We start from the raw sequence: 23,283 nt of genomic DNA, 5'->3' as shown, positions 1-23,283 counted from the left end.
CGCCCGCTGTCGGCCGGGACTGCCCGATGTCGGTGGCATACGGCACACTCTCCTCGAACGCTCTCGGCCATTCCCGGACAAGGAGTCGACGCATGATCATCTTTGGCACCAAGGGGTACCTCTATCAACTGGCGATACTGACGCTGGTCTGCGGCCACTGCGGGAACCCCTCGGCGCACACGCTCAGGAAGCGCGTCACCAAGTTCACGCTCTTCTTCGTCCCACTGTTCCCGTTCTCCACCAAGTTCGCGACACAGTGCACGTTCTGCGGCGTGGAGCAGCAGATCTCCAAGGAACAGGCCGACCAGCTCCTCGCCCAGAGCGCGGCGCACAGCGCCGGGGCCCCGCAGTACGGGCAGCCCGGCGGCGCCCCGGCGTACGGGCAGCCGCAGCAGCCCGGACCGTACGGACAGCCGGGCCAGCCGGGACCTTCCGGGCAGGGGAATCCTTATCAGCGGTGAAACAGAGCTTTCGCCCCATAAGGTGATGGAACGACTGATCGTTCCAGGAGCGCCGTGCCCCCTCGTCGCGTCACCGGAGTCACCGGAGCCACCGTCGCCGTCGCCGTCGGCCGAGCGCTGGCCGCGACCGCCGCGCTGGCCCTCACCCTCTGCGCGTGCGGTGACGAGAGCGGCCTGAGGAGCGCGGGCGCCACCCCCGCCGCCGTCGGACCCGTCACCCTCTGGCCTGGCCTGCCCTCCGTCTCCCCGCCGCCCCTCGACCTGGGGGAGAGCGACCGGCGGCGCGTCCCCGGCATCGAGGTCGCGCACGGCTCCGTCGACGCCCTGGACCCGGTCGCCGTCGTCCGCGCGGAGACCGCCGGCCGGCCCGCCGACGACCTCGGGCCCGACGGGCTCCCCCGCGCCACGTCCGCCGCGCTCGCGCACTGCGAAAGGGGCGGGCAGGGCCTCGGAGAGCCCGCCTCCTGTCCGGTCCTCCAGGCGTACCGCCGTGACCTGACCGGCGACGGCCGGAGCGAGCTGATCGTCGGCGTCCGGCTCCCCGGCCGGCAGCTGTCCGTCCGCTGCTACCTGGCCGAGAACGGCGGACTGACCCGGATCATGTCCACCTCCGGCCCGGTCACGGGCGTCGAACTGGCGGGCCACGAGCTGATCCTGCGGGTGGTCGCGGGCGATCTCCCGGGGTACGCGTACCGCACCACCTGGTCATGGGACCACCGGCAGGGGACGATGCTGCCGACCCGCGACGAGATCATCCCCGACCCGGCGGACGGCGAGGGTCGTTCCGGCCCGGCGCGCCACCCCTCCGCCGTACCGCGTGCCAGGAGTGCGCCACCCACGGCCGGTCCGGGATCCGGTGCCATGGTGACGCCGGACCCCGGCCCGGAATCCCGGCTCCCGGTGAGGCCCGCGCCCGGCCCCGGCGCCACGCCCCCGGTGACGCCCGCTCACCCGGCGGCCCCATGAGGCTCCGGCCGCCCGCCTGGACCGCCACGCTCGCCTGGAAGTCCGCCGTCTTCATCTCGGTGATGTGCTGCGCGCTCGCCGCGCTCCTCGGGGTCCTCGTCCATGTCTCCGTCACCCGCCAGACCGTCGGCTCCGCCCGCACGAAGGCGCTCTCCCGGCTGACCGACGTCGCCCGGGCCTACGAGGCGGGCCGCCCGCTCCCCCGGTTCGCCGGGGTGGACACGCCCGGTCTGCCGGAGCCGCTGCGCGCGCTCGCCGCACACGGGCGGCGCGGCACGATGGTCGCCGACTTCCGCGGCCGGCCCACCATGTGGGCCGCCGGGCCCGCCGACGGTCACGCGCTCGTCGCCCGGGTCGACTACTCCCTCAGCCGGTCCACCATCACCCACCTGGACCGGTCCATCCTCGGCTCGTCCGTGCTGGCGATCGGCGCGACGCTCCTCGTCGGCGCGTTCGCCGTCACCCGGGTGACGCGGCGGCTGCACCTCACGGCGCGGGTGGCGCGGCGGATCAGCGCCGGTGACCTGGACGCGCGCGTCAACGACGCCCGTACGCGAAGCGGCGCGCCGGCCGGCTTCCCGCGCGCCCGGGACGAGGTCGCCACGGTCTCCGGCGCGCTGGACGCCATGGCCGCCACGCTCCAGGCGAAGCTGCTGAGCGAACAGCGTTTCACCGCCGATGTGGCGCACGAGCTGCGGACGCCGCTGACCGGGCTCTCGGCCGCCGCCGAACTGCTGCCCGAGGGCCGGCCCACCGAGCTGGTGCGGGACCGGGTCCGCGCGATGCGGACGCTGACCGAGGACCTGCTGGAGATCTCGCGCCTCGACGCCCGTACGGAGACGGTCGACCTGGCGGTCCACGCGCTGGCGCCGCTGGCCGAGGGGGTGGTCCGGGCGTCGGCGCACGCCGTGCCCGGGACCACGGAGGTACGGGTCGTCGGCGACGCCTCCGTCGAGACGGACCGGCGGCGGCTGGAGCGGGTCCTCGGCAACCTCGTCGCCAACGCGCACCGGCACGGGCGCGCCCCGGTGGTACTGACCGTGGACGGCCCGGTCGTGACCGTACGCGACCATGGCGCGGGCTATCCGGCCTATCTGCTGGAGCACGGGCCGCAGCGCTTCCGTACGGAGGGCAGCGACGTCGGTCACGGCCTCGGGCTGACCATCGCCATCGGGCAGGCCGCGGTGATCGGGGCCGAGCTGGTCTTCCGTAACGCTCCGGAGGGCGGCGCGCTGGCGCGGATCGCGCTACCCGTGTACGTACCGCCGCCCGCCGCCCCTTGATCCGAGGTTTCCTGACGGTTCGTACCGTATTGCGGGCCCCGGGCGGCGGCCCTAGCGTGATCGCACGAGCACGAGCCACCTGCCGGAAACACCGGCTCCTCACCCTTCAGGCCCGATCAGGTCAGGTCAGGTCCGATCCGTTCGATCAGGTTCAAGGAGTCACATGTCCCCGCGTTCCCTCGGCCGCACCGCCGCCGCTCTCGTCGTCGCCACCGTCACCGCCGCGACCCTCGCCACCGCCGCCGTCGCACCCGCCGCCGCGCGAACGGCCGATGACGGGACGCCGGCCAACGGAACGGCGCCGCACACCGGGACGGCGGCCACCGGCGCGGCCCCCGCCGACGCATCCGCCGCCGCATCCGCCGCCGCCCCCTCCCTCGCGGTCCCCGGCCGGTACCGGGGCGAGGTCGTCGCCCGGACCGGGCTCATCCTCCGGGACAAGCCGACCCGCGCGAGCCGGGACATCGGCGAGCTGCCCTACGGCGCCATCGTGCGGATCTTCTGCAAGGTGGAGGGCGGGTCCGTGGACGGCAACGACCACTGGTACCTCCTCGCCGACGGCAGCTACGCGTGGGCGTCCGCCCGCTACATCCGCAGCCTCGACGAGATCCCGCACTGGTGCTGACGGACCGCCCCTGAAGGCGGCGTGCCCTCGCGACTCCGCATAAACGGACATAAGGCGCGCCGCCTTGCTACGTTGCGAGGCATGACCGCAACGAGGGCGGACACTCCGCCGCCCGAGCCACGTCTCCCCAAGCGCCGCGGCGTCGAACTCTCCCTCCTCCTCTGCGCCGTCCTCATCTCCGTCTTCGGCTACGTCGCCGTCGGCCTCGGCAAGGACCACGCCGTCCCCCCGGACGCGCTCGGCTACGGCGCCGGCCTCGCCGTGCTCGCGCTCCTCGCGCACCTCGCGGTCCGCCTGCGGGCCCCGTACGCGGATCCGCTGCTGCTCCCCATCGCCGTGCTGCTCAACGGGCTCGGCCTCGTCCTGATCTACCGGCTCGACCTGGAGACCCCGGACGACCGGGCCGCGCCCACCCAACTCGTCTGGTCGACGCTGGGCGTGGCGCTGTTCATCGCCGCCGTCGTGTTCCTGCGCGACCACCGGGTGCTGGCGCGGTACGCGTACCTCGCCGTCGCCACCGCGCTCTTCCTGCTGGTCGTGCCGATCGCGTTCCCCGCCGTGAACGGGGCCAAGATCTGGATCAGGTTCGGGGGATTCTCCTTCCAGCCCGGCGAGTTCGCGAAGATCCTGCTCGCCGTCTTCTTCGCCGCGTATCTCGCCGCCAACCGCAACGCCCTGACGTACACCGGCCGGAGGTTCCAGTTGCCCATGGGGCGGGTCCTCGGCCCGCTGGTGGCGATCTGGCTGCTGAGTGTCCTGGTCCTCGTCCTCGAACGGGACCTGGGCACCTCGCTGCTCTTCTTCGGGCTGTTCGTGGTGATGCTGTACGTCGCGACCGGGCGCACCGGCTGGATCGCGGCCGGGCTGCTGCTCGCCGCGGTCGGCGCCTACGCCGTCGGCTCGCTCGAACCGCACGTCCACAGCCGCGTACAGGACTGGCTCCACCCGTTCGCCTCCATCGCCGCCGGTCAGGGCCCGGGGCAGCTCGCCCAGTCGCTCTTCGCGTTCGCCGCGGGCGGGATGTTCGGTACCGGGCTCGGGCTCGGCCGGTCCATCCTGATCGGCTTCGCCGCCAAGTCGGACTTCATCCTGGCGACGGCGGGCGAGGAGCTGGGGCTGGTCGGGCTGACGGCCCTCTTCCTGCTGTACGCGCTGCTCGTGGCCCGCGGCTTCCGCACCGGACTCGGGCTGCGCGACCCGTTCGGCCGTCTGCTCGCCATCGGCCTCTCCTCGATCCTGGGCCTCCAGGTCTTCGTCATCGCGGGCGGGGTGATGGGGCTGATCCCGCTGACGGGGATGGCGATGCCGTTCCTGGCGCAGGGCGGCTCGTCGGTCGTCACCAACTGGATCATCATCGCGCTGCTGATGCGGCTCAGCGACTCGGCCCGTACCCCGGCCCCGGAGCCGGCACCGGCCCCGCCGGCACCGACTTCGGACCCGGGCCCGGACCCGGGCCCGGGTAGCCCCGTACCCCCGGACACGGCCTTCGAAGGACCGCGATGACCCGCTGCATCCGGTGGACCGCCGGCTTCTTCCTCCTCCTCCTGGCCGCGCTGCTCGTCAACGCGGCCAGGATCCAGGTCGTCGACGCCGACTCCCTCGACCACAACCCCGCCAACCGCCGTGACACCGTGGCCCGTTACTCCCAGAAGCGCGGCGACATCCTCGTCGACGGACGGACCGTCACCGGCTCCCGCGACTCGGGGCAGCACCTGCGCTACGAACGCACGTACCTCCACGGCCCGCTGTACGCGCCCGTCACCGGCTACGCCTCCCAGACGTACGGGACGACGCTCCTGGAGAACGCCGAGGACCCCGTCCTCTCCGGTACGAGCCCGATGCTCGCCCCGTTCCCCTTCTGGAACGACATCACCCGCGGCCGGCAGCCGGGCGGCGATGTCGCGACCACGGTGAAGGCGTCGACGCAGCGCGCGGCGTACGAAGGGCTCGCGGGGCGGCGGGGCGCGGTCGCGGCGGTCGAGCCGTTCAGCGGACGGATCCTGGCGCTGGTCAGCAGCCCGTCGTACGACCCGGGGGCGCTCTCCGGCACGGGGCAGGGGGTGACGGACGCGTGGACCCGGCTGACCGGCGGGAGCGCGCAGCCGATGCTCAACCGGGCCATCCGGGGGACCTATCCGCCGGGCTCCACCTTCAAGATCGTCACGGCGGCGGCAGCGCTGGACTCCGGGACGGTCACGGACCCCGACGCGCCGACCGGCATCGCGGAGCCGTACGTCCTGCCGGGCACGGGCACCACGCTCCCCAACGAGGCGGAGGGGTGCGACCGGGCGTCCCTCGCATACGCGATCCAGTGGTCCTGCAACACGGTGATGGCCGGGCTCGGGGTGCGGACCGGGCAGTCCGCAATGCTCGCCACGGCGCGGAAGTTCGGCTTCAACGACACCGGGATCAGGATCCCTTCCGGGGTCGCCGCCTCGAACTTCGACACCCCGATGAGCGAAGACCAGCTCGCGCTGTCGTCGATCGGGCAGTTCGACACCCGGGCCACGCCGCTCCAGATGGCGATGGTCGCGTCGGCGGTCGCGAACGGCGGCGACCTCAAGTACCCGTACCTGGTGGACCGGACGCTCACCTCGGACGGCGACATCGTCTCCCGTACGGGACAGCGCTCGTACGCCCGTGCGATGAACCCGCTCACGGCCCAGCGGCTGCGGACGATGATGATCGACACGGTGGAGGACGGCACGGGGTCGAACGCGGCGATCGACGGGGCGACGGTCGGCGGGAAGACGGGGACGGCGCAGCACGGCGTGGAGAACACCGGTACGCCGTACGCCTGGTTCATCGCCTGGGCGCAGTCGGGCACTTCGGGCCGGCCGGCGGTCGCCGTGGCGGTGGTCGTGGAGGACGCGGAGGCGAACCGGACGGACATCAGCGGCGGCGGCGACGCGGCGCCGATCGCACGGGCGGTGATGGAGGCGGCGCTGCGAGACTAGGGCCTCTCGTTTGGATCTTGCCGGGCTCGCGCGCCCGCGGTGACATCAGCCGCTGACGCGGCGGGCCGCGCCTCGCGGCGTTGTCGTCACTCATCCCCAAGGTCTCGGCTTCGCTCGACCAGGGGAGACCCCATCCGCTCCCGCGTCGCCTCCCTCCTCCGCCTTGCGATCCACGGCACCAGACCCCGCTCCCTGACCCGGCCAGATCCAAACGAAAGACCCCAGGCCCCGTTCTCGCGGAGACTGGAACGGGAGATGGGGGGACTCATGAGCGCGGCACTGGAGCCGGTGGAGCCCGTGGTACCGGTGGAGCCGGTGGTATCGGTGGCGGAATCGCTGGCGCGGATCGGGCGGCGCGACCCCGCGTTGCACGCCTTCCTCGACGTATGGGGCGAGGAGGCCCGGGAACGGGCCGCCCGGGTGGACCCCGAACTGCCGCTCGCGGGGACGCCGTTCGCGGTGAAGGGGCCGACCGGGATCCGGTCGTACGCGGCGGGGCGGCTGATCGCGGCGGGCGCCGTGCCGGTCGGCTCGACGGCGGTGCCGGGGCCGGGTACGTACTGGCAGACCTGGGGGCAGGGCCGGCACGGCCGTACGGTCAACCCGTACCGCGCGGACCGTACCCCCGGCGGCTCCTCGGCCGGTTCCGCCGTGGCGGTCGCGGCGGGCATGGTGCCGCTGGCGACGGGGAGCGACGGCGCCGGTTCCGTCCGGATACCGGCGGCGTGGTGCGGGGTCTTCGGGCTGAAGACGACGAACGGCCTGCTGCCCTCCCCCGACCGTACGGGGCTGGCCTCGGCGGGCCTGCTCGCGCGGACGGCGGCGCAGGCCCGGCGGTATCTGCGGTGGGTCCTGGACGACCACGCGGAGGCGGCGCCGGTCCCCTTGCCCGTGCCGGCCGTGTACGCGGCGGATCTGGGCTTCGCCGACGTGGACCCGCAGGTCGCCGCGGTGGTGCGGGCGGCCGTGGACCGGCTGGAGGCGGCGGGGGTGATACGGCTCGACCGGCGTCGGCGCCCGTTCACGCTGCTCGACCCGTGCGAGACGTGGAAGGCGATACGGGGCGGTGCGCGGCCGGACGTGCAGGGGGAACAGGCGGCAGCGGTACGGGCGGCGGAGGTGCGGGCGGAGAACGACCGGCGGCTCGACTCCCTGTTCGCCCGTACGCCGCTGCTGCTCACCCCGGCCACCCCGAACCGCCCGCACGGCCACGAGGGCCCGGGTGAGCTGTACTCCACCTCGCTGACCTGGGCGTTCAACGTGAGCGGTCATCCTGCGGCCAGCATCCCCGCGGGGTTCACGGCGGACGGCTGCCCGGTGGGGCTGCAACTGGTCACGGAGCGCGGGACGGAGGCCGTGCTCCTCGACATCGCCGTCGCGGCCGAGGCGGCACCGCTCTGCGGAGCCACGGCACCGGCTACGGCAGCGGCTCGCGCCGCTCCCGCCACGGCGCCGGCACCGAACCCGTCCCCGTACGGGCCGCGACGATGCCGCCCGTGATGGCGCAGGTCGTGTCGGTGTCGCCGAAGCCCTCCGCCGTGGACCAGAGCGCGGCCGTCAGGTCGTCGCGGTGGCGGGCCGCCGTCCAGACCGCGAAGGGGACGGTGTCGTCGGCGCGGATACGCCGGCCGCTGCCGAGGAGCTCCGCCGCCTCCCGGGGCGCGGTGGTGAAGGGCAGCTCCGCCGCGCGCGTCAGGCCGTCCCGTACCGGACCCTCCGGGGTGGCGCGGGCGACGGCCGCGACGGTGAGTTCGGACCGTACGGAAAGCGCCGCCGCGACGGCGACCGCCACCGCACCCGCGATGCCCTGCGGGTGGGCGTGGGTGACCTCGGCGGACAGGGTGGCCTGACGCGCCACCTGGGCGAGGTCGTCCGCGAACCGGGCGCCGAGCGGGGCCACCCGCATCGCCGCGCCGTTGCCGAGGCTGCCGCCGTCGAAGAGGCCGGGGGCCAGCGTGCGCCACTCCTGCGGCCGGTCGAGCAGGGCGGGCAGCAGCATGTGCATGCCGTGGCCGTAACCGCGGCCCGGGTCGACCTCGTACGTGAGGGCGAACGCCGATGCCAGCCGGTCCTGTTCGACGGCGCCGTGTTCGTCCAGGACCCGGTGGAGGGCGAGGGCCATGGCGGTGTCGTCCGTCCAGGGCCACTCCAACTCCCTCGGCGTGACGCGGGCCTTGATCTCCTCGTCCGCGCGACCGTGGTCACGGAAGAGGGGGAACCAGCGTTCGCCGAAGGCGTCGCCCAGGGCGAGCCCTTCAAGGCTGCGGCGGGCGGCTTCACGGTCAACACCTGTACGTCGGGCGGTCATACGCACCATGGTGCCGCGCGACGCCGTTCCTTCGCGCCTCTATTCATGATGGGGCCGCGGAGGCCCCGATCGCGTCGTCCCGGCGGACGATCTCATGGCCCGGGGCCCGAACTACCTTGAACCGCATGCCCACTTCCTCTTCCCCCTCGCTCCTCCACGCCCATGACCACGGCGGCGAAGGACAGCCGCTCGTCCTGCTGCACGGCGCGGGCCGCTCGCTCGCCGACTGGGACGCCGTCGCGCCGCTGCTCGTACCGCACCACCGGGTGCTCGCCGTCGACCTGCCGGGACACGGACGCTCCCCGGACGCCGGTGAACTGGGCGTCTCCCCCTGGTCGTTCACGACAGCCGCCGACGCGGTCCGGCGGACCGTGGCCGCGTACGGCCTCCTCGGCGCCCTGCCCGTGGGGCACTCCCTCGGCGGCATGATCGCCCTGCACCTCGCGGTACCGGGCGCCACTGGCGGCCCGGTCGGCGGCTCCGCTCCGGGCGCCGCTCCCGGCTCCGCTCCGGGCTCCGCTCCGGGCTCCGCTCCGGGCGCCGTGAACCTCGACGGCTTCTGGTGGAGCCGCCACGCGCGGTACCCGGGCCTCGACCCGGCGGCCGTCAGCGCCGGGCTCGAACGGATCGGCGGTCTGGTGCGGTCGGCCGCCGGCCAGATCGCGCCCGCCGGGTACGTGGAGCAACAGGTGGCGTACGCGGGGACTTTCGGCATCCCGTCCGACCGCGCCGAGACGACCGTCCGCGCCTCGGTGCGCGCACTGCCCGACGGCGGCTTCCAGACGCTGCCCCTGCGGGAGACGGCGCTGGAGACGTTCGACGCACTCGACACCCTGGACCTGTTCGCGCTGGCGCGCGGCGTCCCGTGCCCGGTGCTCTGTGTACGGGGGCGGCGCCCGCAGCCCCCGACGCCGGGGATGGAGTGGTTCGAGGAGCTGACGGCCTCCCACACGAAGGGCCTGGACGGGGACCTCGCGGCACTGGCGGAGGAGCGTACGCACCCCACCCGCGTCGAGGACATCGACGCGACGCACGCGATGCTGCTGGAGGAGCCGGAGGCCGTGGCCGCGCTGCTGCTCGCCTTCACCGGCTCCCTCTGAGGGAATGGCGCCGAGGGATCGACGCGGAGGGATTGACGCCCTTACTGACAGGTAGTCTCATAAGAGGTAACCGCCGGTAACACCGGTCGGACGTCAGCCGCGATCGTGAGGTGCAGTCCCGCCATGACACCAGCGACCCCCCTGCCCCCCACGCCACCCGCGTCACCCGCGTCCGACAGCGACCTGCGCCTCCTCCGCGACGCACTCGGCCCGCTCCGCGACCGCGAGCAGGTCGCGGAACGGCTCCTCGAAGCCTCCGCCAAGCACTCCTTCGACCCCGACAAGGAACTCGACTGGGAGGCACCGCCCGAAGACGGCAAGTGGTACTGGCCGCCGGAGCTGGTCTCCCTCTACGACACGCCCCTGTGGCACACGATGCCCGAGGAACGGCGGATGGAGCTGGCCCGGCACGAGGCCGCGTCACTCGCCTCCCTCGGCATCTGGTTCGAGATCATCCTGATGCAGCTCCTGGTCAGGCACATCTACGACAAGCCCGTGACCAGCAACCACGTCCGGTACGCGCTCACCGAGATCGCGGACGAGTGCCGGCACTCGATGATGTTCGCGAGGCTGATCCAGAAGGGCGGGGCGCCCGCCTACCCCGTACCGGGCCGGTACCACAACATGGCGCGCGTCCTGAAGACGGTCTCCACCACCCCGGGATCCTTCGCGGCCACACTCCTCGGCGAGGAAATCCTCGACTGGATGCAGCGGCTGACCTTCCCTGACGAGCGGATCCAGCCCCTCGTACGCGGGGTGACCCGCATCCACGTCATCGAGGAGGCGCGCCATGTGCGGTACGCACGGGAGGAGTTGCGCCGCCAGATGGTGACCGCGCCGCGCTGGGAGCAGGAGTTCACCCGGCTCAACTGCGGCCAGGCGGCCCGGGTCTTCTCGGTCTGCTTCGTCAACCCGCAGGTGTACGCGAACGTCGGCCTCGACCAGCGCGCGGCCGTCGCCCAGGTCAGGGCGAGCGGACACCGAAGGGAGGTCATGCAGTCGGGCGCGAAGCGACTGACGGACTTCCTGGACGACATAGGCGTCCTACGCGGCCCGGGCCGCAAGCTGTGGCAGTCGTCGGGCCTCCTGGCCTGAACCAGGAGGCGAGCAGCGCGGGGCCCAGCCGGAGGGTGGTAGCATTTCAGGACTAGTCCTGATTTCACACCACAGGGTCACCGGAGAGGAGAAGTCGTGTCCGACCGGACGGACCACGTCACCTTCCAGCATGGGCAGGAGTTCCTGAGCGCCATCTCGGAGCGCTGGAACTACCAGATCCTGCGAGAGGTGTTCTTCGGGGTGAGTCGATTCGGAGAACTCAAACGAGCGCTCGGCATTTCGGCGAACATCCTCACCGCGCGACTGACCAGCCTGACGGAGCTGGGCCTGCTCTCCAAGCACCCCTACCGGACAGACAAACCGTGGTACGAGTACCAGCTCACCGACAGCGCCCGCGAACTCGTCGTCCCCGCCATCGTGGCGATCACGCGCTGGGCCGAGGCCCACGCGACCGACGGAGACTCCACGCGTCACCCGCTGATGCACACGGCGTGCGGCAACCTGACCCATCCGTACCTCGCGTGCAGCAGCTGCCACGAGCCGGTGGAGGCCCCGACCCTGCGCCCCCTGCCCACCCAGGAGGGCAGCGTCGGCCGGACGCCCCCCACGAGCGGCTGAGGTGGCACAGAAATTTCCACAGCACGGGCGAGCCCGGCCCACAGACTCCCCGAGCACTCACTCCGAGCCGGACCAGCGAGCCCGCCACTGGTGGCAATGTGAAACTAGTAGCGTTACGCTACTAGCACTACCCGCCTTGCCGCCCCGCGCGCCACAGCCTGATCTGGAGACGATGACGATGACAAACACAGCACAAGCGGCGACCGTGCCCGAGTGGGCCCTGAAGTTCATGGACGCCATCGACACATTGGAGTTCGACGAAGGCTTCGCGCCGCTGACCGAGGACACCGACATGTTCTTCGGCACCGCCCACATCCACGGCGTCGAGGCCATCAAGGCGTTCTTCGTCAAGATCGACGAACCGCTGATCATCACCCACGAGATCATGGAATTCTGGGCCGCGGGCGACGGCGTCCGCCTGCTGCGCGGAGAGGCCACCATGGCCAAGAAAACCGAACCCGACCGCGTGGTGCGCGCCCCGTTCATGCACATCTTCTACCTCGCCGACGAGGAGACGATCCGCGTCCGCGAACTGCGCGTCACCGCAGGCCCGCTACAGACCGACGCGGTGATGTGACCCCCGCACAGGGACGTGCGCACCCGGAGTCCCGCCTCGATGCGCCGGCCGTACACACCAACGGATCGTGAGGCCTCCAGCCCCCAAACGGCTCGGGCGAATTGGGGCATACCCCGCGTCTTGCGGGCGGGGAGACCCCTGATCAGCATCCGGCACCGCCCCTCGCCCCCCTTACCCACCACCGCCCCCGTCCACGGCGAGTGACCAGCGGGGCATGGGGCCCGACCACTCCCGGTCGACGGACGCTCGACGAGAGCCCAGCTACCCCACACCACGACCGCGCGCCCCGCAGGGCCAACCGGCCCGGCGGCCTGGAACCGACCGGAAGCACAAGGGAGTCCCCCAGGGAACCCCTCCCCCGGCCGCCCCTCCCACCGCCTGTTCCAGCGGCGCAGGGGTGGGTGTCCAGGGTGGAGCGGAGCGGAATCGGCGAAGCCGACGCGACGCAGGAGCGCCCTTGACGCACACCCTGGAGCCGCGACCATCGGATCAGGGAGGGGCGGCCCCGCGGCGCGCAGCCGATCCGGACCCCACCCCGACCGGCTCCCGAACCCCCGCCACACCCCGTCCGACCGGGGCCCGAACCGCCTCCGGCCCCTCACTCAGGCCGCCGGGGCGCCCACCTCCGGCCCGAGCCACACCACCCGGGACGCGCACCCGTCCCCCCGCCCGAAGTATCGGGCCACATTCTCCGGCGCGGCAAGCCGCAACTGCCCACCACCGCCCACCCGCGTGACCTCGGCCCCGCCACCCTCGTGCGCCAACCCCCAGGCGACGACGGCGGCGTCCCGGTCCCACTCGCCCTCCCCGTCCCGGTACTCCACCACCACGGCGAAGAGCCGGGGCGCGGTGTCGCGCACGAGTGCGTACAACTCCTGCTCGTAATCGAACGAGTTCAGGGCGGAGTCCTGCGGCGATACGGTCATGACGATCCCCTTCGGTAGACACACCCTGCCGCCCCACCGAGACGCGGCAGGGCATGGCGGAGTGAAGGCGCCTTGAGGCGTGGCCACTTGCTGTGGCGTGCTTCACGCCGTACGCCCGAGGGATAGGATGCATGCCGTCATTCCAACGGGATACACCCGAATGAGAAAGGGAACCCATGCCACGGAAGAGCGTCCCGCCAACGATTCGCCAACGACGTCTCGGCGCTGAACTGCGCAGACTCCGCGAGTCGGTGGACCTGTCCGCGACTCAGGCCGGCGCACTCCACGGCACGTCCCAGCCACGCGTCAGCAGCGTCGAGGCCGGCACTTACGCAGTGGGCGCGGATCGGGTCCGGGCAATGGCCCGTAGCTATAGCTGTACCGACGAGGCGTACATCAAGGCGCTGACCGAGATGACCGGCGGCAGGACACGCGGCTGGTGGGACGAGTACCGAACTCTGCTTCCGCCCGACGCCATCGACCTGGCCGAACTCGAACACCACACCACGTCGATGCGGACCTCATCCGTGGGCCACTTGCCCGGGCTGCTCCAGACCAGAGCCCATGCCCACGCCGTCATCAACGATGTCGTGCCGCCGTACGCACCCCACGAGGTGGAACACCGGGTCTCGTTCCGGATCAAGCGGCAGGTCGCACTGTACGAAGAGAATCCGAAACCCGTGACGGCAATGCTCCACGAAGCCGCTCTGCGCATGGGGTTCGGCGGCCCCGACGTGGCCCGCGCACAGCTCAAGCACCTTCTCGAAGTAAGCGAACTGGACCACGTCACCATCCTGGTCATGCCCTTCGGCGCCGGCACCTTCCCGAGCGCCGGAACCGGCATCTACTACATGACCGGATCGGTCCCGGCCCTGGACACGGTTCAGCTCGACGCCGACCACGGAGCCGTGTTCCTCGATGCACAGCCTCAGCTGGCGAGATACCGAGCCATTCTGGACCGCATTGCGAGTTGTACCCTCGACCCAACAGACTCCAGGGACCTGATCAGCCGCATCGCAGCAGAGCTGTAAGAAAGGGAAGGCACATGTCCGCCCTCCACTGGCAGAAATCCTCGTACAGCGGATCGGCGAACGGCTGCGTCCACCTGGCCGCCGCCCCCGACGGCACAGTCAAGCTCGTAGAGAGCGACGACCCCGACGTCATCGTCAGCACCACCCCCGAAAAGCTCCACGCCTTCATGCGCGGCGTCAAAGCCGGAGACTTCGACCACTTCGTCTGAGACTGGGACCCGTGAGAAGCGAAAACACCCCCTTCACCGGTGGCCCCCTCGACGGGCGCGTCCTGCCCGTGCTGACCGGCCCGACCGGGAATCCCCCGAAGTGGTACGAGGTCCCCGTACCCGCCGCCGACGGCGGCGCGCCCACCGTGTACGCGTACCTGCGCGAGCCCGCCGGGTACACCAAACGGCTCGGGATCCAGCGCGGCTGGAAGTACGTGTACGTCCCCGAGGGACGCGGCGAACGGGGCCCGAGGTGGCCGTGGTCGAAGCCGGGAGGCTCTACGCCACCGCAGTGAGATCCCCCGGCCCACTGAACGTCCTGTTCCGCGTTGTCACCGGGGGCGTGAACCGAGCGCCGGGTGGGATCAGGTCGTACCGGTGTCGACCCGGTACACGATCTTCCCGTCGAACTCCGCGAACCCGAGGGACTGGTAGAAAGCCCGCGCACCAGGATTGGCGCGATCCGTCATCCACTCGACGCGGCTGCACCCGGGACGCGCGGCGGCGACGGCCCGGAGTTCGTCCATGACACGGGCGCCGACGCCCTGTCGGCGGAGGGAGTCGCGGACGTAGAGCTCCTTGAGGAAGAGGGAGTGTGTGGAACCGGCACTGGGCCAGAGGAACGAGTAGGAGGCGAGGCCGGCGATGTCACCGGCCTCGTCCTCGACCAGGAGCGCCGACGCCAGCGGCGGGGAGCCGAAGAGGGCCTCCTCCACCTGGGCCCGGCGTTCCTCGAACGGCTGGATCTCCGTCGACCCGTAGAACCGCTCGATCTCCTCGATCAGCTCGGCCACGGCCGTGATGTCCCGCTTGTCGGCGGGCCTGATGGTCACGCTCATCGGCATCTCCCGTTTCCCTCAACCGTCTCGGTCACTTGGCCCGCTCGCTCCCCCACGCGTTCCCGTCGTCGAGTACGACTTGGCTACGGAGGCGGTACGGCCGACGTGTAGATGTCGTCCCATCCGCTGCGTCGCAGGGAGCTCTGGACGTGCCGGATCAGGTACTCCAGGTCAGCACAGTAGACGGAGGGGTTCACGTAGGCACGGTCGGAGCTGAAGCGATGGGGGAGATAGCCGCCACCACAGACGTCCACCAGCGGACAGCGGCGGCACTGTTCGGCGAGCGCAGCCCTGCCGTACTGCCGATGCATGAGCTTCGGATGGCGAAGGGCCTCGTCGAAGGACTGGTGGAAGACGTCGAGCCCGAGCCAGGAGGCACCCTTCTCGACGGACCGCAGGGTGTCCACGCCCTCGATGGTGCCGTCGGACTCGACGACGACGCTCGTCGGCGGGGCCAGGCCGAGCGTCTCCACCGAGCCACGCACGCCGGAACTGAGCGCCACGATGTCCTCCAGCATCCGGACGCTGTGCCGGTACTCGGGACGGGCGAGCCAGGCGTCGTAGACCCTGCTCATCCACACGCCGTACTCCGGCACGCTCGGGTCGTAGCGGTGCGGCGGGTCGTCATGGGTCCCGTGCGGGAGCCCGAAGTCGATCACCGGCGGGTCGAAGGAGGCCAGGTAGTCGTGGACCTCCACCGGGTCGTTGGCCAGGTCGACGACGGCGAGCAGTCCCGCGAACAGGTGCGGCCGGGACCGCAGGAGTGCGATGCCGCGCAGGGTGGCGGCGGCACTCGAACGCCCGGCGTGGGTCAGCCGGTGCAGGTCATTCGCGCCGGTCGGCCCGTCGAGACTGACGCCCACGGCCACCTCGTACCGCGCGAAGAGGTCCAGCCATGGTTCGGAGAGGAGCGTGGCGTTGGTCTGGAGCTCGAAGTGGATCTCCGTACCGTCCGGAATCCCGTCCCGGACGGCGTCCAGCAGACCGGCCATGTGCCGGACACCGGTGAGCAGCGGCTCACCGCCGTGCAGGACGACATGGACGGCGGGCAGACCGTGCGCCGTGACATGAGCGCCGATCCGGCGGGCCGCCGCTCGGGCCGTGTCCAGTTTCATCCGCGCCGGCAGGTGCCGCGCCGACTGGTCCTTGGAGTTGAAGACGAAGCAGTAGTCGCAGTCGATGTTGCACCGGTTGGCGACTTTGAGGATGAACGTCCGGAAAGGGGCGACGCCTTCGCGCGGTCTCATCGAGCGAGAGCGCTCAGAGAGGCCAGGGCCAGATGAGCGAGGCAGCGTGGGCGCCGTCACCGACACGGTTCGCGGCGGTGCGTTCGGCGGTCTGCCGCTGCCGTACGCGGGCGGCGACGCGTTCCAGGACCACCATGTCCTGCTCGGACTCCTCCCCGGTGCCAGCCGGGGCCTGCGGTGCGGGGTCGGATGTGCGTGACGGCATTCAACGCTCCTCGTGATGTGTGACGGACGTACCCGGGGGCCGACACCGGCGCCGTCACGGCACGGTGGCTGTCTCAGCGACAGGTCAGCTCGCAACGTAGCAGCTTCGCCACTCACCGCGACATATCCGATCCGGCCATGAGCCCCACGCATTCCGTCTACAACGCCAAGAGCCGCTCGATGTCGTCGGCCGTCGCGCACACACCCAACCTCCGGTACACAGAGGCCGCCTCGCGCAACGACCCTGCCGCCTGGGCCGGATCGCCGGTCCCCCTGTCGCAGCGGCCGATGCCCTCCAGCGCCCGGGCCTCCTCCAACGGACAGCGGATGTCCCGGGCAAGCCCCAGCGCCTGCTCGAACCGCTCACGCCCCGCGATCGGATCACCGGACGCGCGCAGTAATGCTCCCCAGTGGTTCAGAACCTCGGACTCGCCGCAGCGGTCGCCCAGTTCACGCAGGATCTCCAGACTCTGCCGGAACACCTCGACAGCACTGCTCCGTTCGCCGACGAGACGGCGGGCAACGCCCAGTTCGCTCAGCGCGACGGCTTCGCCTCCACGACTGCCGAGATCGCGATACTCCTCCAGAGCCTCCTCCAGTACACGGACAGCCGCCCGAGCGTCCCCGGACAGACGGTCCAGCACCCCGAGGTGGCGCATGCTGTTCACGCGGCCGAAACGGTCGCCGAGATCGCTGTAGTGCTCCAGTGCCTGAGCATGGACCTCACGGGCACCTTCGAGATCACCGGTGAGTCTCCGCACCACGCCCAACTCGTTGAGTGCGTAGGCCTGATGGACCCGGTCGTCCAACTCCTGGTAGATGTCGAACGCTTCGCGCTGTCGCCGAGCGGCCAGGCCGTACTCGCCCATGAGGCAGTGCACGATGCCGAGGTCCCGCAGGGAGTTGGCCTCACCGTACCGGTCGCCGAGCTCACGGTAGATGGTCAGCGCTTCGGACTGTGCCTCGACGGACGCGTCGAACCGGCTCGTCTGCCGACGCACCATGCCGAGGTCCGCGAGGGAGTTGGCCTGCCCGTGCCGGTCTCCGAGCCCACGGTAGAGGGCAAGAGCCTCAGTCTGGGCCCGGGCCGCGGCGTCGTTGTCCGCGGTCAGATAGCGGACGATGCCCACCTGGTTGAGGGCGCCCGCCTTGCCACCCGGGTCGCCGGCGGCTTCGTACCGCTCAACCGCCTCGTTCAAGGCTTCGGTCGCCTCGGGGTAGGCGGCCATAAAGCGCCGTACGACGCCGAGTTCGGTCAGCGCGCCGGCCAGCGCCCGCTGATCGCCGGTATGCCGAGCGGCGTCGGCGGCGGTCCGGTGGAGCCCGACGGCCTGGTCCCAGGGCCCGGCCTGCCGCAGGAAGGGAGCCATCGCCGCGGCAAGGCGAATGACGAGGTCATGCAGGGCAAGCCCGTTCGCTTCCCGGATACAGCTCAACACGTTGGGCCGTTCGTTCTCCAGCCAGCTCAGAGCTGCCGTTCGCGACTCCATGGCTGGCGCCTCCACCTGCGCTGTGCCGTCCGGCGGAGGCGGCACACCCGCGCCGTCACGGACGATGTGCCCGTTCGCGACGGCGAGAGCGACCAGGTAGTAGGTGCACACGCGCTGAACGGCCTGTACGTGGTCCAAGCTGTCCCCTTCGTCAGCGAGACCGCGGGCGTAGTCGCGTAAGAGATCGTGAAACCGGTAGCGGCCCCCCGGGTATTCATCGATCAGGTGGGCGTCGTAGAGCGCGTCGAGCCGCTGACGGGCCACCGCCGTCGAGACCGCGTCCAGCACGGCCCCGACATACACATCAAGGTCCGTTCCCGGGTGGAACCCAAGGCTCCGGAAGAATCGCCGGCGCTCAGGAGCAAGGTCCCGGTAGGAGAGTTCGAACGTCGCGGCGACCGCACGCTCACCGGCCCGCAGCTCTCCCAGTCGGTCGCGGGCCGCCACCAGGCGCTCGCACAGGTCCTCGGCGCTCCAGGACGGATGATGCCGCAGCCGTGCCGCGAGCAACGAAACCCCCAGCGGCAGGTACCCGCACAGTCGGACCAGTTCCCCGAGCACATCCTGGTCGAGCCGGTCCGCCGACCGGCCACTGAGCCGTATGAACAGGTCGACCGCGTGATCCGGCGGCAGCGCCTCCACGGGCATCACCACTTCTTCATGCACCGCCAGCCGCTTGCGACTGGTCACGAGCACAAGACAGTCGCTCCCACCAGGAAGCAGAGGCTCGAACTGCCGGTAACTGGCCGCGTTGTCGAGGATGAGGAGCACTTTCCTGCCCGCGAGCCGGCTCCGCCACATGACAGCCCGCGCCTCCGCGACCGCGCCCGTGTCGTCGCCGACGGGGATCTGCTGCGCGGGAACGCCGGCGGCTGTGAGGAGCGACGCCAGCGCCTCGGTCGCCTGCACCGGGCTACGACCTGTCGTATGCCCATTCAGGTTCACGAAGAGCTGCCCGTCGGGGAACCGCTCGGAGAGCACGTGGCCCGCGTGTACGGCGAAGGTCGTCTTCCCGACGCCGGGCATCCCGTCGATCACGTGGACGGGCAGGGCTTCCTGATTCTCTTGGGAGGCACGCACCGAACTCACCAACGACTCCAGTTCGGCGGACCGGTCCGTGAACTCTGTGGCGTCGCGCGGCAGCGAACGGAGCACCAGTGCGGCGCCGGGTGGCCCCGCCCCGTCGTCCGGGCGCACCGTCGGGTCCGGATCCCGGCCCGTCGCAGGACTGTCGTCCAACGCGGCAAGTATCGCCGTCAGCCCGGCCGTGACCACCCCGAGCACGACGAACGACAACCAGGGGCGCGCCTGCAGCCAGCCCAGCCAGGAAGGCCAGTGGGACTGCGACGAAGCGGAGTTCGTGACCAGACCCACAAGCATCGTGGTCGCCGCCCCGCAACCAGCAACGACGGGGATCACTGCCCCACGCCGTATCCTCATGCGCGTCCCTTCAGCCGGACCACAGCACGCAGATCCGCTTTTGGCACGCAGGCCACCCCCGAAATCGGCTTCCACCACAACTTCTCAAGCGGACCAGCCTTCATGAAACTGGTCAAGGTCGTCTCCGGGCGATTCGAACGTCATTCCTCAACGCACCCATGAGGATTTTTTGCGCAACAGCGCTCTCGATCGACGAGAAAACCGTGCTGGGCACCCGCTCGCGCGGGCGTCACGGCTCCTTCCGCACCGCTCAGCACGGAGCGGCAGCACACGGACCGCCCACTGTCGGTGACGGCGCCCCGCAGGGGTGATGTCGTTGCGCCAGGTCGCCTATTAGTGGGCTCTTCGAATCATCTGACGCCTTGTCATCTTCTAGTACTGGACTCCTCGTCCAGCGACCAGAGGTGATGGCGTGTCAGGAAAACTGCTGCGATCCGTCTGTACGGCCGCACTGGCCACCGTGACCGTCCTGACCGCGGTGGCCCCCACGTACGCCACGCCGGAGCCCCCACCCGTGGTGGCGCCCGTGGCCGCGCCCACGCCCGCGCCCACGCCCGCGCCCTCGCCCGCGCCCCTGCCCTCTCCCGTACCGTCGGCATCCAGCGCTTCGACCACAGCCTCGGGCGCCCTCGGTGCGCCTCCCACCACCGTGTCCGGGCTGCTCGGGCGGCTCCAGCTTCTCTACCGGCAGACCGAGCAGGCGACCGAGGCGTACAACGCCACCGAGGTCGAGCTGATCCGGCAGCGCGTGGAGGCCAGGAAGCTGGCCGCCGATCTGGCGCGTACCAGGACCGCGCTGGAGCGGAGCCGGGGGGACGCGGGGCGGTTGGCGCGTCAGCAGTATCAGGGGCAGTCCGACCTCTCCGACTATCTGCGGCTGCTCCTCTCCCCCGACGCGGGGCACATCCTGGACGACGGCCATCTGCTGGAGCGGGTGGCGCGCTCCCGGGCCCGTACGATGCGGGGGCTGACGACCGGCGAGCAGCGCGCCGACGCGCTCGCGAGCGCGTCCCGTACGGCCCTCGACCGCCAGCAGCAGCTCGTGGCGCGGCAGAAGACGCAGCGCGACACGGTCGGTTCCCGGCTCCGGCAGGTCGAGAGGCTGCTCGCCTCCCTCAGCGGTACGGAGATCGCCTCGATCGCCGCGCTGGAGAAGTCAGGTACGGAGCGGGCCCAGCGCGAACTGATCGGCTCCGGCGCCCTCGGGGACACCGTCGGCGCGGCAGGAGCCGCTGGGGTCCCGGGGGCCCCCGGGGCCCCGGCGGCATCGAGCGGGACGCCGTCCGCGGCGGGCGGCCGGGCGGTGGAGTTCGCCGCCGCGCAGATCGGCAAGCCGTACGAGTGGGGCGCGGAGGGGCCCGGTACGTACGACTGCTCGGGGCTCACCTCGCAGGCCTGGGCGCACGCCGGGCTCGCCATCCCCCGTACCAGCCAGGAGCAGTGGCGCGACCTCCCCCGGATCCCGCTGCGCGAGCTGCGCCCCGGCGACCTGGTGGTCTACTTCCCGGAGGCCACGCATGTCGCGATCTACCTGGGCGACGGCATGGTGATCCAGGCACCGCGCCCCGGGGCCCACGTCAAGGTCTCCCCCATCGCCGCGAACCCCCTGCTGGGCGCCGTACGCCCCGATCCGGGCGGCGCCGCCCTGGCTCCGGGCGCGTACGTCCCGCCGCTCCTGCCGGAGGGCGCGACGGAGGGGTCCGACACCGGGTTCGGGGAGAGCTGAGGGCCGGCCCCGCTCGACGAGGCGGTCGAGTTCCGTGGGCGGCGGGTCGGCCATGTCCCCGCACCGTTCCGCGAGCCGGGCGAGGCCCATCTCGTACGTCATGTCCGCTCCCAGGGGTGCCCTGGGGCGGACCGGGGCGCCGTCAGGCGCCGGCCGCCGCCTCGGCCAGGTAGGCGGCCGACTTCTGCGGGTCGTAGAAGAAGTGCTCGAAGTCCGACGGGTCGTCGAAGCCGTTCGCCAGCCGGTCCGCGACCGGCTGGAGTCGTTGCGCCGCGCCGATCAGGCCGAGGACGTGGTCCGGCGGGGGGTTCAGCATCGCGTTGGTCCAGCGGGTGGCGTGGCGCGCCTGCTCCCAGTGGCGGTCGAACGCCGCGCGCATCCACGCCTCGTCGAACGGCCGGTCGCCGTGTTCCACGATGGAGTCGAGGTACGAGGCGGCGCACTTGGCGGCCGCGTTGGCGCCCTGCGCGGTGATCGGGTCGTTGGCGACGGCCACGTCCGCGACCCCGAGGACGAGCCCGCCGCCCGGCAGCCGGCCGACGGGGTCGCGTACGGTCGGCGCGTACCGGCCCGCGAGGGTGCCGCCGGCGTCCGTCAGCTCGGCCTTCGTGGCGCGCGCGTACTCCCAGGGGGTGAAGCGCTTCATCAGCTCCAGGGTGAGGGAGAGGTGTTCGACCGGGTCCTTGACGCCCCGGAAGACGTCGAGCGGTCCGCCGGGGATCCCCTCCCAGAGGAGGATGTCGGCGCGGCCCGAGGTGGTGAGGGTCGGCATGACGAAGAGTTCACCGACGCCCGGCACCAGGTCGCAGTGGAGCGCGTCGGACCCGGGGTGTCCGGGGCGCGGCTCCAGCCCGTGGACGTAACTGACCGCCAGCGCGCGCTGCGGCGCGTCGTACGGGGAGCGGGCGGTGTCGCGGCCGAACATGCGGACCAGCTCGCCCTTGCCCGCCGAGACCAGGACCAGGTCGTACGTACGGGAGAAGTGGTCCAGGTCGGAGACCGCCGCCCCGTGGATCACCAACTGGCCGCCGCGCCCCGCGAAGGTGTCGAGCCAGCCGGCCATCTTGACCCGCTGGTCGACGGATTGGGCGTACCCGCGCAGCGTGCCGACCCAGTCGACGGTACGTGAGGCGTCCGGGCCGGCGACGGAGACGCCGACGCCTTCCATGCGCGGCGCGTGCGACTCCCAGAAGTTGAGCTGGAGGTCGCGTTCGTGCTGGAGCGCGGTGTCGAACATGACCTGCGTGGACAGGACCCGGCCGGACCGTATCTCGTCCGCCGTGCGGTTGGACATCAGAGTGACCTCGTACCCCCTCGACTGGAGGCCGAGGGCGAGCTGGAGCCCGGACTGGCCGGCTCCGACGATGAGGATCTTCCGCATGGGCGGCTCTGTCTCCGTTGCGTGGGTGGTGCGGCGGCGTGCGGCGTACGGGCTCGTGGTGCGGCCCGGGACGCGCCGACGGCGCCGACCGGCCCCCTACTCGGGAGAGAACTGCAGCGCGTGGCGCACCAGCGCGAGCAGCGCGTCGACGGCCGTGTTCCGATCCCGCGCGTCCATGATCAGTACAGGGATGCTCGACGGAATCGTCAAGGCGTCGCGCACATCGTCCGGTTGGAACGCGTCGGTGCCTTCGAAGCGGTTGACGGCCACGACGTACGGGAGTCCGCAGCTCTCGAAGTAGTCCAGCGCCGGGAAGCAGTCGGGGAGGCGGCGGGTGTCCGCGAGCACGATGGCGCCGATCGCGCCGCGCACCAGGTCGTCCCACATGAACCAGAAGCGCTCCTGGCCCGGTGTGCCGAAGAGGTACAGGACGAGGTCGTCGTCGAGGGTGATGCGCCCGTAGTCCATCGCGACGGTGGTGGTGAGCTTGTCGGGTGTCGCGCTGAGGTCGTCGATCTCCGCGCTGGCCTCGGTCATCAGCGCTTCGGTCTGGAGCGGGGGGATCTCGGAGACCGCGCCGACGAAGGTCGTCTTGCCGACGCCGAACCCGCCCGCGATCACGATCTTGGTGGAGATCGGGGCGCGGGTACGGTCCTTCTGCCAGGCCTGGAGCTTCTCCTCGGGCTCGGGCTCGGGCTTCGGCTCGGGCTCCGGCCCGGATTTCGATTCGGGCTCCAGCTCCCGTACGGGATCGGGCCCGGTTTCCCGTACGGGTGCCGGTGCGGCCTCCCGTACGGAAGCACGCCCGGAGGCGGCGGTGACGTCCGATACTTCGGTGA

Annotated in this window: 23 protein-coding genes; 15 read left to right on the top strand and 8 right to left on the bottom strand. The window is 71.5% G+C overall.

All coding sequences use genetic code 11. The features are described from left to right. The first annotated feature begins 92 nt into the window (after positions 1-92). The 7 genes from ACFXPL_RS25020 (at position 93) to ACFXPL_RS24990 (ending at position 7,792) form a co-directional block, all read left to right on the top strand. Complete coding sequence (locus ACFXPL_RS25020) at positions 93-461, top strand: zinc-ribbon domain-containing protein (protein WP_384923645.1); 369 nt, start codon at positions 93-95, stop codon at positions 459-461. Positions 462-515: 54 nt separating this feature from the next. Then, positions 516-1,427, top strand: a complete 912-nt coding sequence (locus ACFXPL_RS25015; protein WP_384923642.1) for a hypothetical protein — start codon at positions 516-518, stop codon at positions 1,425-1,427. Next, positions 1,424-2,710: a histidine kinase dimerization/phospho-acceptor domain-containing protein gene (locus ACFXPL_RS25010; RefSeq protein WP_384923639.1), complete on the top strand. Its 1,287-nt coding sequence runs from the start codon at positions 1,424-1,426 to the stop codon at positions 2,708-2,710. The genes ACFXPL_RS25015 and ACFXPL_RS25010 overlap by 4 nt, the downstream gene beginning before the upstream one ends. A 163-nt stretch (positions 2,711-2,873) precedes the next feature. Next, positions 2,874-3,335 carry an SH3 domain-containing protein gene (locus ACFXPL_RS25005; protein WP_384923636.1) on the top strand — a complete coding sequence of 154 codons (462 nt, stop codon included), beginning with the start codon at positions 2,874-2,876 and terminating at the stop codon, positions 3,333-3,335. An 81-nt stretch (positions 3,336-3,416) separates the two neighbouring features. Beyond that, positions 3,417-4,838, top strand: a complete 1,422-nt coding sequence (locus ACFXPL_RS25000; protein ID WP_384923633.1) for an FtsW/RodA/SpoVE family cell cycle protein — start codon at positions 3,417-3,419, stop codon at positions 4,836-4,838. Next, the gene (locus ACFXPL_RS24995) at positions 4,835-6,292 is read left to right on the top strand and encodes a penicillin-binding transpeptidase domain-containing protein (RefSeq protein WP_384923630.1); all 1,458 of its coding nucleotides are present in this window, start codon (positions 4,835-4,837) and stop codon (positions 6,290-6,292) included. The genes ACFXPL_RS25000 and ACFXPL_RS24995 overlap by 4 nt, the downstream gene beginning before the upstream one ends. A gap of 267 nt (positions 6,293-6,559) precedes the next feature. Next, positions 6,560-7,792 (top strand): amidase family protein, encoded by a 1,233-nt coding sequence (locus ACFXPL_RS24990; RefSeq protein ID WP_384923628.1) that lies wholly within the window; start codon positions 6,560-6,562, stop codon positions 7,790-7,792. Here ACFXPL_RS24990 and ACFXPL_RS24985 read toward each other — a convergent pair. Beyond that, positions 7,710-8,609: an ADP-ribosylglycohydrolase family protein gene (locus tag ACFXPL_RS24985; protein ID WP_384923625.1), complete on the bottom strand. Its 900-nt coding sequence runs from the start codon at positions 8,607-8,609 to the stop codon at positions 7,710-7,712. The two genes, ACFXPL_RS24990 and ACFXPL_RS24985, sit on opposite strands and share 83 nt — an antisense overlap. A 116-nt stretch (positions 8,610-8,725) precedes the next feature. Between ACFXPL_RS24985 and ACFXPL_RS24980 the strand changes: the two genes are divergently transcribed. The 4 genes from ACFXPL_RS24980 to ACFXPL_RS24965 all read left to right on the top strand — a co-directional run bounded on the left by ACFXPL_RS24980 (position 8,726) and on the right by ACFXPL_RS24965 (position 11,951). Further along, entirely contained in the window at positions 8,726-9,700 is a 975-nt protein-coding gene (locus ACFXPL_RS24980; protein WP_384923622.1) for an alpha/beta fold hydrolase, read from the top strand. A 123-nt stretch (positions 9,701-9,823) separates the two neighbouring features. Beyond that, positions 9,824-10,795 (top strand): diiron oxygenase, encoded by a 972-nt coding sequence (locus tag ACFXPL_RS24975; protein ID WP_384923619.1) that lies wholly within the window; start codon positions 9,824-9,826, stop codon positions 10,793-10,795. Between the two features lie 96 nt (positions 10,796-10,891). Further along, positions 10,892-11,374: a winged helix-turn-helix transcriptional regulator gene (locus ACFXPL_RS24970; RefSeq protein ID WP_384923616.1), complete on the top strand. Its 483-nt coding sequence runs from the start codon at positions 10,892-10,894 to the stop codon at positions 11,372-11,374. 178 nt (positions 11,375-11,552) lie between these two features. Beyond that, the gene (locus ACFXPL_RS24965) at positions 11,553-11,951 is read left to right on the top strand and encodes a nuclear transport factor 2 family protein (protein WP_384923613.1); all 399 of its coding nucleotides are present in this window, start codon (positions 11,553-11,555) and stop codon (positions 11,949-11,951) included. A 602-nt stretch (positions 11,952-12,553) separates the two neighbouring features. Here the strand turns inward: ACFXPL_RS24965 and ACFXPL_RS24960 are convergent. Next, positions 12,554-12,877, bottom strand: a complete 324-nt coding sequence (locus tag ACFXPL_RS24960; RefSeq protein WP_384923610.1) for a hypothetical protein — start codon at positions 12,875-12,877, stop codon at positions 12,554-12,556. Between the two features lie 176 nt (positions 12,878-13,053). Here ACFXPL_RS24960 and ACFXPL_RS24955 point away from each other — a divergent pair, with 176 nt between their 5' ends. Genes ACFXPL_RS24955 through ACFXPL_RS24945 form a run of 3 tightly spaced genes read left to right on the top strand, consistent with a single transcriptional unit; the run spans position 13,054 to position 14,413 of the window. Continuing rightward, positions 13,054-13,908: a helix-turn-helix domain-containing protein gene (locus ACFXPL_RS24955; RefSeq protein ID WP_384923607.1), complete on the top strand. Its 855-nt coding sequence runs from the start codon at positions 13,054-13,056 to the stop codon at positions 13,906-13,908. 14 nt (positions 13,909-13,922) lie between these two features. Continuing rightward, positions 13,923-14,117 carry a DUF397 domain-containing protein gene (locus ACFXPL_RS24950; protein WP_384923604.1) on the top strand — a complete coding sequence of 65 codons (195 nt, stop codon included), beginning with the start codon at positions 13,923-13,925 and terminating at the stop codon, positions 14,115-14,117. Positions 14,118-14,128: 11 nt separating this feature from the next. After that, positions 14,129-14,413: a hypothetical protein gene (locus ACFXPL_RS24945; protein ID WP_384923601.1), complete on the top strand. Its 285-nt coding sequence runs from the start codon at positions 14,129-14,131 to the stop codon at positions 14,411-14,413. Positions 14,414-14,482: 69 nt separating this feature from the next. On the opposite strand, the gene haaN is transcribed toward ACFXPL_RS24945, so the two are convergent. The 4 genes from haaN to haaT all read right to left on the bottom strand — a co-directional run bounded on the left by haaN (position 14,483) and on the right by haaT (position 19,337). After that, positions 14,483-14,956, bottom strand: coding sequence for a cyclophane-containing RiPP N-acetyltransferase HaaN (haaN, locus tag ACFXPL_RS24940; protein WP_384923598.1), 474 nt, complete (start codon positions 14,954-14,956; stop codon positions 14,483-14,485). A gap of 83 nt (positions 14,957-15,039) precedes the next feature. Beyond that, positions 15,040-16,203: an FxsB family cyclophane-forming radical SAM/SPASM peptide maturase gene (locus ACFXPL_RS24935; protein WP_384923595.1), complete on the bottom strand. Its 1,164-nt coding sequence runs from the start codon at positions 16,201-16,203 to the stop codon at positions 15,040-15,042. A 13-nt stretch (positions 16,204-16,216) separates the two neighbouring features. Next, entirely contained in the window at positions 16,217-16,408 is a 192-nt protein-coding gene (gene haaA, locus ACFXPL_RS24930; protein WP_384923592.1) for a HaaA family cyclophane-containing RiPP peptide, read from the bottom strand. 157 nt (positions 16,409-16,565) lie between these two features. Further along, positions 16,566-19,337 carry a cyclophane-containing RiPP biosynthesis TPR protein HaaT gene (haaT, locus tag ACFXPL_RS24925; protein WP_384923589.1) on the bottom strand — a complete coding sequence of 924 codons (2,772 nt, stop codon included), beginning with the start codon at positions 19,335-19,337 and terminating at the stop codon, positions 16,566-16,568. 412 nt (positions 19,338-19,749) lie between these two features. On the opposite strand from haaT, the gene ACFXPL_RS24920 reads away from it, so the two are divergent. Next, positions 19,750-21,063, top strand: a complete 1,314-nt coding sequence (locus ACFXPL_RS24920; protein ID WP_384923586.1) for an NlpC/P60 family protein — start codon at positions 19,750-19,752, stop codon at positions 21,061-21,063. 142 nt (positions 21,064-21,205) lie between these two features. Here the strand turns inward: ACFXPL_RS24920 and ACFXPL_RS24915 are convergent, their stop codons facing one another. Next, a complete protein-coding gene (locus ACFXPL_RS24915) occupies positions 21,206-22,444 on the bottom strand; it encodes a styrene monooxygenase/indole monooxygenase family protein (protein ID WP_384923583.1) in 1,239 nt (412 codons plus the stop codon). 96 nt (positions 22,445-22,540) lie between these two features. Beyond that, a complete protein-coding gene (locus tag ACFXPL_RS24910; protein WP_384923674.1) occupies positions 22,541-23,182 on the bottom strand; it encodes an ATP/GTP-binding protein in 642 nt (213 codons plus the stop codon). Between the last annotated feature and the right edge of the window lie 101 nt (positions 23,183-23,283).

Origin of the sequence: Streptomyces sp. NPDC059092 (genome assembly GCF_042756365.1) — a bacterium.
Taxonomy (GTDB): domain Bacteria; phylum Actinomycetota; class Actinomycetes; order Streptomycetales; family Streptomycetaceae; genus Streptomyces.
Note: the sequence above shows the minus strand (reverse complement) of the source record. Positions and strands in the feature narration are given on the sequence as shown.

What these genes read in the sequence shown, in the direction of transcription:
- ACFXPL_RS24975 (WP_384923619.1), top strand. Translation starts at nt 9,824, where the DNA reads ATGACACCAGCGACCCCCCTGCCCCCCACGCCACCCGCGTCACCCGCG.
- ACFXPL_RS24950 (WP_384923604.1), top strand. Translation starts at nt 13,923, where the DNA reads ATGTCCGCCCTCCACTGGCAGAAATCCTCGTACAGCGGATCGGCGAAC.
- haaN (WP_384923598.1), bottom strand. Translation starts at nt 14,956, where the DNA reads ATGAGCGTGACCATCAGGCCCGCCGACAAGCGGGACATCACGGCCGTG.
- ACFXPL_RS24965 (WP_384923613.1), top strand. Translation starts at nt 11,553, where the DNA reads ATGACAAACACAGCACAAGCGGCGACCGTGCCCGAGTGGGCCCTGAAG.
- ACFXPL_RS25000 (WP_384923633.1), top strand. Translation starts at nt 3,417, where the DNA reads ATGACCGCAACGAGGGCGGACACTCCGCCGCCCGAGCCACGTCTCCCC.
- ACFXPL_RS24995 (WP_384923630.1), top strand. Translation starts at nt 4,835, where the DNA reads ATGACCCGCTGCATCCGGTGGACCGCCGGCTTCTTCCTCCTCCTCCTG.
- ACFXPL_RS24990 (WP_384923628.1), top strand. Translation starts at nt 6,560, where the DNA reads ATGAGCGCGGCACTGGAGCCGGTGGAGCCCGTGGTACCGGTGGAGCCG.
- haaA (WP_384923592.1), bottom strand. Translation starts at nt 16,408, where the DNA reads ATGCCGTCACGCACATCCGACCCCGCACCGCAGGCCCCGGCTGGCACC.
- ACFXPL_RS24985 (WP_384923625.1), bottom strand. Translation starts at nt 8,609, where the DNA reads ATGGTGCGTATGACCGCCCGACGTACAGGTGTTGACCGTGAAGCCGCC.
- haaT (WP_384923589.1), bottom strand. Translation starts at nt 19,337, where the DNA reads ATGAGGATACGGCGTGGGGCAGTGATCCCCGTCGTTGCTGGTTGCGGG.
- ACFXPL_RS24980 (WP_384923622.1), top strand. Translation starts at nt 8,726, where the DNA reads ATGCCCACTTCCTCTTCCCCCTCGCTCCTCCACGCCCATGACCACGGC.
- ACFXPL_RS24960 (WP_384923610.1), bottom strand. Translation starts at nt 12,877, where the DNA reads ATGACCGTATCGCCGCAGGACTCCGCCCTGAACTCGTTCGATTACGAG.
- ACFXPL_RS24955 (WP_384923607.1), top strand. Translation starts at nt 13,054, where the DNA reads ATGCCACGGAAGAGCGTCCCGCCAACGATTCGCCAACGACGTCTCGGC.
- ACFXPL_RS24935 (WP_384923595.1), bottom strand. Translation starts at nt 16,203, where the DNA reads ATGAGACCGCGCGAAGGCGTCGCCCCTTTCCGGACGTTCATCCTCAAA.
- ACFXPL_RS25010 (WP_384923639.1), top strand. Translation starts at nt 1,424, where the DNA reads ATGAGGCTCCGGCCGCCCGCCTGGACCGCCACGCTCGCCTGGAAGTCC.
- ACFXPL_RS25005 (WP_384923636.1), top strand. Translation starts at nt 2,874, where the DNA reads ATGTCCCCGCGTTCCCTCGGCCGCACCGCCGCCGCTCTCGTCGTCGCC.
- ACFXPL_RS25020 (WP_384923645.1), top strand. Translation starts at nt 93, where the DNA reads ATGATCATCTTTGGCACCAAGGGGTACCTCTATCAACTGGCGATACTG.
- ACFXPL_RS24915 (WP_384923583.1), bottom strand. Translation starts at nt 22,444, where the DNA reads ATGCGGAAGATCCTCATCGTCGGAGCCGGCCAGTCCGGGCTCCAGCTC.